Raw genomic sequence first — 7,889 nt, 5'->3', positions numbered from 1 at the left:
ATTAGGCACGCCGCCAGCGTTCGTCCTGAGCCAGGATCAAACTCTCCGATAAAGTACGATGACTAATCATCAAGTTTGATGTCTCTGACATCAAAAAGTTAAAAATTTGTTTCATTGACGGGATATTTTAAAATATCCCACTTCGCTTGGCTTTTTGTTTAGTTTTCAAAGGTCACTGTTTCGTTTGTCGTTTTTTTGCGACTTAACTAATATACCACATGGCGTTTTGTTAAGTCAACAACTATTTGAAACTTTTTTTCGCTTCCAGGATGTCTGAATGACTTCCTCGTTGGCGACAAGTAATAATATACCACGCTGTAAAAATGAAGTCAACGATTTTACGAAAAAAATGTTTAATTTATTCAAAGAAAAAGCTTTATGTGGTGAAAACCCTATTTCCAAAGGGGATATTATCAAAAGAAATTCATAACTAATAGGCTCTATTATGCCTTCATTGGAATTTTTAAAATCTATGAAAAGCTTTTCGGTAAGGCATCGTATTGGATCCCGGTTGATGACTGCATGGAGAGTATCTTAATGATTTATCTCAAGAAAAGGAGTATTCACCTATTTTATAACAAGAATCATTACATGATAGATTATGTTCAATTTAAGGAAACAAAAAAAATAACGGCTCAAAAGCCGTTATCGAATAATTAACAAATCCGTGAAGATCAGGGCAACAATACCTGGAACCCCTAAAAAACCTGACACAACAGCAGTGAAGGGATTAATAGGCAAGTGGTAGTCAAAGATACCGCCAAACATATTTAGAAAAAAGAGCATCAACGCTCCTACTAAAACGCGTATGGCTCCTGTCCCCAACCATTTCATAGATTTAACCGGTGCTCCTAGCACAAGTAATAGAAAGACCATGGCAGCAAGCAGAGATAATACAACAACAGGCTCCATATAAGAACATCTCCTTCATAAGTAATGATTAAACTGTCATTCCCTTCATCTCTAACTAGAGGACAGTGGTCACCCTGATTCCCGCTGTCATATGAAGAAACGTTCAATTTAATCTATTTCTATGACTACTTATGAATAAATAGAACAAGCTTTAATCAGTTGTGCCTTCACTGGACTTATTCAATTACGAACGTTTTCTGCAATAACTCCTTCTTTAAAGGGATTTAGTAAAAAGTCGTCTTTCGAACTCTCGCTTCTCTTAATAGAAATAAGTATTTTGCTTTCTCAAGACGTGCCATGCTGTCAGTGTAACCATCATGGTGAATGGAGTTCTTTAAATAGGATTCTTGTTGATCTGATTTTGTTTTTATCCGATCTAGCAAACCAATTAGTTCTTCATCTTTTTGTCGGCGAAGTTTTCTTTTCTTTTTCTTAAACATGTCATATCCCGCCTTGTTATTAGATTTATCTTATTGATTTAATGAAAGCTTTAACCTTTACTGCAATTCCTTTAAATTTCTCGACGACCCTCAATCGCTTTTGATAAAGTCACTTCGTCGGCATACTCCAAATCGCCACCTACAGGGAGGCCGTGTGCAAGCCTTGTTACTTTCATTCCTGTCGGTTTGATGAGTCTTGAAATATACATCGCCGTAGCTTCTCCTTCAATATTAGGGTTCGTTGCGATGATCAATTCCTGAACCTGATCATCTTGAAGGCGTTTAAGTAAATCAGGAATGAAAATGTCCTCTGGACCGATGCCATCCACTGGCGAAATCGATCCATGTAATACGTGATATAGTCCGCCGTATTCTCTCATTTTTTCCATTGCGATCACATCTTTCGCTTCTTGAACAACGCAGATCATTGATTGGTCTCGACTGTTATCATCACATATACGACAAGGGTCTGTGTCCGTTATATGGTGACAAACCGAACAATATGTCAACTCTCTTTTAGCATTAACGAGGGCTTTTGCAAAGTCAAGAACATCGTCTTCCTTCATATCTAATACATAAAAGGCTAATCTTGCAGCGGTTTTCGGACCGATGCCCGGTAACCTCATAAATCCTTCAATTAGCTTGGAGATCGGTTGTGGGTATTGCATGATTCTTAGCCTCCTTTGTTATTTTGAATTCAGTACTAACACTCATTCGTTGTTTATACTTCATCAAAATGATTTCTAACTATAGAAAAGACTTGGTATGACCACCAAGTCTTTTCCTAAATAAAGCAAGAAAGTGCCATTCACTTTAAATTATCCACCTTTGAAAGGTTAGCTCTCTAACTAAATGAAGAACTATTTCCAGAGTTTTCATTTCAGCTCAATAGCCCTCCACTATATTTGTAATTAAGAGACTTACATCATCCCAGGAAGGTTCATTCCTTTAGTGAATTTGCCCATTTTTTCATTTACAACTTCGTCTACTTTCGTTAAAGCTTCATTTGTGGCTGCCAAAACTAAGTCTTCAAGCATTTCTACATCGTCTGGGTCAACAGCTTCTTCGTTAATCTGAATATCTAAGATTCGCTTTTCTCCGCTGGCAATAACTTTTACAATACCGCCTCCTGCTGTCGCTTCAACAGTTTCGTCCTTCAGTTGCTCTTGCGCTTTAGCCATGTCTTTTTGCATTTTTTGCATCTGTTTCATCATATTACCCATATTTTTCATTTTGTATCTCCCTCTCTTTAATTATGATTAAATTAATCTTTTATTTCCATTAAATCTCGGCCGACTAATTTAACAGCTTCATCGATTAACGGGTTTTCTTCAGGTGCTGGTTCAGTTTGACCCTCTTTTGAAGAAGTCCCTTCACTATGTTGCTTCTGCTCTTTTAAGTAGGCTTCTTTGATTTCATCCCAATGGGAAACTAAAAGCGTCAACATGTTCATGTCTCTTTGAGCAACTATAGTGACGGCCTCTTCCACAATCTCTCTAAATTTATTATCTACCATATCCCGATGCATTTCATTTCGAAAAGCTAGAACAAATTGTCCTTCTGAACAAGCTACAGGTTTACAATCATTTAACCAAGCAGATGCGGGGACACTTTTTTGTTTCACTTGCTCAATGACTTGACCCCAACTAGAAGTGATTTGTTGCAAATGCTGCTTAGTCGCTTCGGACAGCATTTCTTTCACTTTATTCACATGAGCTCGACTTTTGGCACTACTTTGAGCTTGGCGCGGTTTAGAACGTGTCGGTTCAGAACTTTGCTGCGTGCTTTGGTTTATCTGTGTACCTTGACTTTGGATCGCCCGTAACGCCGTCTCCAATTCTTGAACTTTCTTTTGTAACTGTAGGATTGTTCCGTTATCTTCAAGTTGTAACGACGCTCCTTTCACCTGCTCAGAAGGTGTTCCGCTCGCTTTTTGACACGCTTGCACAATGAACATTTCCAAGAATACTTGAGGGTGACTAGCCCACTTCATTTCTTGCTGGAAGTGATTAAGTCGCTCCATAATCGCAAAGATCCAAGCCTCGTCTAGCTGGTGAACGATCTCTTTAAACCTTTCGTCCCCTGCAAGACGATCCTTCGATTCATCGAGATGAGGTGCCGCTTTCACCATTAATACGTCTCTGAAAAAGAAAATTAAATCCTCAATAAAACGGGTCGGGTCTTTTCCTTCTTTCATTAATAGATCAATCGCTTCTAACCCTTCACCCACACTCCCTGAATAAACCGACTGAACGACTTGATGAATCAGTTGTTGGGAAACGGCACCGATAATCGATAACACATTGTCCGCTGTCACAGACTCATCGGAATAAGAAATTGCCTGATCAAGCAGGCTTAGTGCATCCCGCATGCCACCTTCAGACGCTCTAGCAATAAGCGCTAACGCTTCTTCGTCAACGCTAACCTCTGTACTTTCAATAATTTCATTCATTCGCTCTATCATTGAATAAGCAGAGATCCGCTTGAAGTCAAACCGCTGACAACGAGAAATGATCGTCAAAGGTATTTTATGTGGTTCTGTTGTCGCCAAAATAAAAATGACGTGGCGAGGTGGCTCTTCTAATGTTTTCAGAAGAGCATTAAAAGCACCTGTTGAAAGCATATGCACTTCGTCAATAATATACACTTTGAACCGGGCGGCACTTGGTGCAAATTTCACTTTGTCTCGAATATCTCGAATTTCATCGACTCCATTGTTACTGGCCGCATCTATTTCAATCACGTCCACAATGCTTCCATCTTGGATCCCTCTGCACGTGGTACATTCATTACAAGGTTCATCCACTGGAGCCTTTTCACAGTTGATGGCTTTTGAAATGATCTTCGCTGCACTGGTCTTGCCTGTCCCACGAGGTCCTGTGAAGAGGTAAGCATGAGAGAATTTGTCTTGAAGCAAAGCGTTCTTTAAAGTTTTTGTTATATGTTCTTGGCCGACCACATCTCTCAGTTGGGCAGGACGCCACACCCGATATAATGCTTGATAACTCATGGCTCTCAACCTTCCTTCTTTCCTCAACCTCTGCAATTACTTTATCCTTCCGTTAAAACAAGAATGGACATTGACCGTTCGATTTCTCAGTTCATTCCTATTATACCGATTCAGAGAGGGGATTTCAAAATGAATCTGTCATAAATATCTTTCTAACTTATAACGAGTACTCTAGAACAACCTGTAGCTTTGATACCCTTTTCCTTTTAACTTAGATATAGAGAGCTTTTCTGAATATATAAACGAGTACAAGTTAGTCTTTGTATCGTTTTGCCAATAAAAAAAACTATCCTAATTGGATAGCTTTCAAAACTTTATTAAAATAAAATGCCGTGCACCTTTCTTCGATCACAGCCTCTCAAGCGTTACCTGAGCAGTTTGCTCGAACCAGGCAACTCCGCGGCACACGGAACGACCCGCTTACTGCTGCTTCCTTCCGGACCTGACAGGATTCACGGGATTCCGTTGCGCGGAACCCGGTTGTCAACACCACTTACTCAGGGCAGACCATGAGAACCTGTAACCTCGGAAAGGGATTCGGCCTCGCTATAGCGGATTGCGAGTACAGGGCACCGCTACCTCCCCGCTTAGCACGACAAAGTTGATAATAATTTTAGGCGTCAATCAGCGACGCAAATATTAGTATAGTGGTTTTTTACTATAATTGCAATAGTTAGACTCGAAAGGGAGGAAGATATTTTTTCCCAAATGAGGAAAAACCCCTAATTATACTTCATACTATTATTTCTCTTTGTCGTCTGAGGTTTTAGAGGACTCCCCTTCTTCTACTTGCTTTAATTTCTCCATTAGAATATGTGGAGGTGTATGCATCACATGTTCTAATGGCATATTCAATTTCCTTGAGATCATCTGCGCTGTTTCTAATGAAATTTGGTTCGGTCTCACTTGGATCCCTCCGTTTCAAATGATATTTACCTATACCCTATCATTCTTTGTCCTTAATCGTGTTCTTTTTTCTGTTTCTTCTTAGCCCGGAGGCGTCGAAAGAAATCGGTCAGCATCATGCCTGTCTCTTCAGCTAGGACTCCACTTGAAACAGGACATTGATGATTAAATCTAGGTTCATCGAGCAGATTCATTAACGTTCCACAACAACCAGCTTTATGATCCGACGCCCCAAAGACCACACGAGAGATTCGGGACTGGACAATGGCTCCTGCACACATGGGACAGGGCTCCAAAGTAACGTAGAGTGTGCACTGTTCTAGACGCCAACTTTCCAACGTTTCACATGCTTTTTCAATGGCTATCAACTCTGCATGGGCTGTTGCTGCTTGATGTTGCTCACGTTTATTAAACCCCCGGGAGATGATTTCACCCTTTTTCACAATCACAGCTCCGATTGGAACCTCTCCCAACACTTCCGCTTTTTTAGCTTCTATGATCGCTTCTTTCATATAGTAAATATCTTCTTTTTCATTGGAAGTCTTCATGGACACCTCCTAACCCTTTCTTATCAGCAAGAAAATTGTACGATGTTTTCCCTTGGAAGGCAAATTCATAGACGATCATTCTTCATCGATAACCTTCTTGTTCAAGGGCTAGCGATTAAAAAAAGGTGGAGATCAGGTCTCCACCTCGTGAAAATTTCATTCAGTTAATTAACGTAATGATTTAGGGTTAAAAGCATCCTTAATCCCTTCACCAATAAAGTTAATTGCAAGAATCGTGAATGTAATAGCTAAACCAGGCGGTACCCAAATCCACCACATACCTCGAATGACGTGAGGCTGTCTAGCTTCTTGCATCATGTTCCCCCAGCTTGGTGTACCCGATGGAACACCGAAACCTAAGAAACTAAGTGCTGTTTCAGCCACGATCATGACAGCTAACAAAAGTGTTGCTTGTACAATGATTGTCGTCATGACGTTCGGTAATAGGTGTTTGCGAATGACTTTAAATGGTGTACCTCCAATGGAGATAGCTGCCATCACGTATTCATTTTCTTTTTCGGTCATCATCTTACTTCGCACAACCCTGGCAGCTCCAGTCCAAGACAGCACGCTCAAAACGATAATAAGGGCCCAAATACCTGAGTCTCGGAAAATAGATGCTAAAACGATAACAAATACAAGGAACGGGAAATTCATCATGAAATCTGTAAATCGCATTAAGATTGCATCTACCCATCCACCGTAAAATCCGGAGATCGACCCAATAACTGTAGCAATGGTCACCACAGCAAACATACAAACGAACCCAATTGTAAGAGATGTTCGAGCTCCGTAAAGGAGAGAGGTCCAAATATCCCGACCGGCATTATCCGTCCCTAGGAGGTAATCTCCTCCTGGTGGTGAATTTCTGTTTATAATGTCTACCCTTGCTGGATCAAATGGAGCTATAAAAGGAGCTAAATATGCCAAAAGGGTGACGATAACGAGAAAGGCTAAACTAATCACTGCCAATTTATTCCTCAGTAACTTACGTCGAGCAATCGCCCAAGGTGACTGCTTCTTTGCTTGTTTCTCTAATTCTTCTGCTTTTTTTGCATCTATTGCTGACATATAAACACCCCTATTCTACCCTAATCCGTGGATCTACAACACCGTATACGAGGTCAGCAACCAAGTTCCCAACGAGTGTTGCGACAGATAGCATTAAGGTGACAGCAACGACGACAGATGAATCACGACTGTTAATAGAGGAAATGAGTAGTTCACCAATTCCACGGTATGAGAACACCGTTTCAATGATAACTGCTCCCCCGATGATACTGGCAATATCAAAACCAAACAATGTGACGATTGGAATAATCGAGTTACGTAAAATATGTTTGTTATAAATTTCGCCTTCGGGAGTTCCTTTCGCTCTTGCTGTCCGGACATAGTCCTTTTGAGAGCTTTCAATAATATCATTACGTAAGAACTGAGTATAACTAGCGGTCGTTAAACCACCAAGCACCAAGGCTGGCAGAGCCGTATGGTGTAATTTACTAATCCAATATTCCATTGTTCCAGGAGTCACACCTGAACCAACGCTTCCTGTCGCTGGAAACCAACCTAGCTGGAAAGCGAAAAAGAAAATCGCAAAAATTGCTGCCACGAAACTAGGTATCGCGAGCATTAAATAGTTAATTCCTTGAATTGCATAATCCCCTGGGGTATAAGGATGCCTACCGGCAAATCTTCCCATCGTAAACGCCAATATGTACGTAATGATTAGAGAGAACACCGATAGTAAAATCGTATTCGGCAACCGTTCTCCTATTACTTCTGTTACGTCCATTCTATGAACAAAAGAACGCCCGAAATCCCATTGAACAACGCCGGCCATCCATCGGCCGTACTGAACATGTATAGGGTCATTTAGCCCTAATTGTTCTCTCATTTCTTCAATGTATTCCGGATCAGAATCGGCTGGATTGATTTGACCGGAAAGGGCATCCCCTGGCATAGCTAATGCCAGGGCAAATACCACAATAGAGATCATGACCATGATAGGAATCATGATGAGTATTCTTCTCAATGTGTAAAGTAACATGATCATTTCTCCTTGCTAGCACGAAT

At 40.7% G+C, this 7,889-nt stretch carries 9 protein-coding genes and 1 other RNA gene; all 10 read right to left on the bottom strand.

The genetic code is table 11. From position 1 onward, the window contains the following. Window positions 1–645: 645 nt before the first annotated feature. The 10 genes from CR194_RS20005 to opp4B all read right to left on the bottom strand — a co-directional run bounded on the left by CR194_RS20005 (window position 646) and on the right by opp4B (window position 7,863). Window positions 646–912: a pro-sigmaK processing inhibitor BofA family protein gene (locus CR194_RS20005; RefSeq protein ID WP_110612409.1), complete on the bottom strand. Its 267-nt coding sequence runs from the start codon at window positions 910–912 to the stop codon at window positions 646–648. Window positions 913–1,136: 224 nt separating this feature from the next. Then, entirely contained in the window at window positions 1,137–1,352 is a 216-nt protein-coding gene (locus CR194_RS20000; RefSeq protein ID WP_110612407.1) for a DUF2508 family protein, read from the bottom strand. Window positions 1,353–1,423: 71 nt separating this feature from the next. Next, on the bottom strand, window positions 1,424–2,020 hold the full coding sequence (gene recR, locus CR194_RS19995) for a recombination mediator RecR (protein ID WP_110612405.1): 597 nt from the start codon (window positions 2,018–2,020) through the stop codon (window positions 1,424–1,426). Between the two features lie 252 nt (window positions 2,021–2,272). After that, the gene (locus tag CR194_RS19990) at window positions 2,273–2,584 is read right to left on the bottom strand and encodes a YbaB/EbfC family nucleoid-associated protein (protein WP_110612403.1); all 312 of its coding nucleotides are present in this window, start codon (window positions 2,582–2,584) and stop codon (window positions 2,273–2,275) included. Window positions 2,585–2,616: 32 nt separating this feature from the next. Next, a complete protein-coding gene (gene dnaX / locus CR194_RS19985) occupies window positions 2,617–4,362 on the bottom strand; it encodes a DNA polymerase III subunit gamma/tau (RefSeq protein WP_110612401.1) in 1,746 nt (581 codons plus the stop codon). Between the two features lie 330 nt (window positions 4,363–4,692). Further along, window positions 4,693–4,958: signal recognition particle sRNA large type (gene ffs / locus CR194_RS19980), an RNA gene on the bottom strand. Window positions 4,959–5,103: 145 nt separating this feature from the next. After that, complete coding sequence (locus CR194_RS19975; protein WP_110612399.1) at window positions 5,104–5,268, bottom strand: YycC family protein; 165 nt, start codon at window positions 5,266–5,268, stop codon at window positions 5,104–5,106. A 53-nt stretch (window positions 5,269–5,321) separates the two neighbouring features. After that, the gene (gene tadA / locus CR194_RS19970) at window positions 5,322–5,816 is read right to left on the bottom strand and encodes a tRNA adenosine(34) deaminase TadA (RefSeq protein ID WP_110612397.1); all 495 of its coding nucleotides are present in this window, start codon (window positions 5,814–5,816) and stop codon (window positions 5,322–5,324) included. 168 nt (window positions 5,817–5,984) lie between these two features. Beyond that, window positions 5,985–6,887, bottom strand: a complete 903-nt coding sequence (gene opp4C / locus CR194_RS19965; protein ID WP_110612395.1) for an oligopeptide ABC transporter permease — start codon at window positions 6,885–6,887, stop codon at window positions 5,985–5,987. A gap of 10 nt (window positions 6,888–6,897) precedes the next feature. Continuing rightward, window positions 6,898–7,863, bottom strand: a complete 966-nt coding sequence (opp4B, locus tag CR194_RS19960) for an oligopeptide ABC transporter permease (RefSeq protein WP_110612393.1) — start codon at window positions 7,861–7,863, stop codon at window positions 6,898–6,900. Between the last annotated feature and the right edge of the window lie 26 nt (window positions 7,864–7,889).

It is taken from the genome of Salipaludibacillus keqinensis (assembly GCF_003226325.1).
Lineage (GTDB): Bacteria > Bacillota > Bacilli > Bacillales > Salisediminibacteriaceae > Salipaludibacillus > Salipaludibacillus keqinensis.
This window is presented reverse-complemented; position numbering and strand designations above follow the sequence as displayed.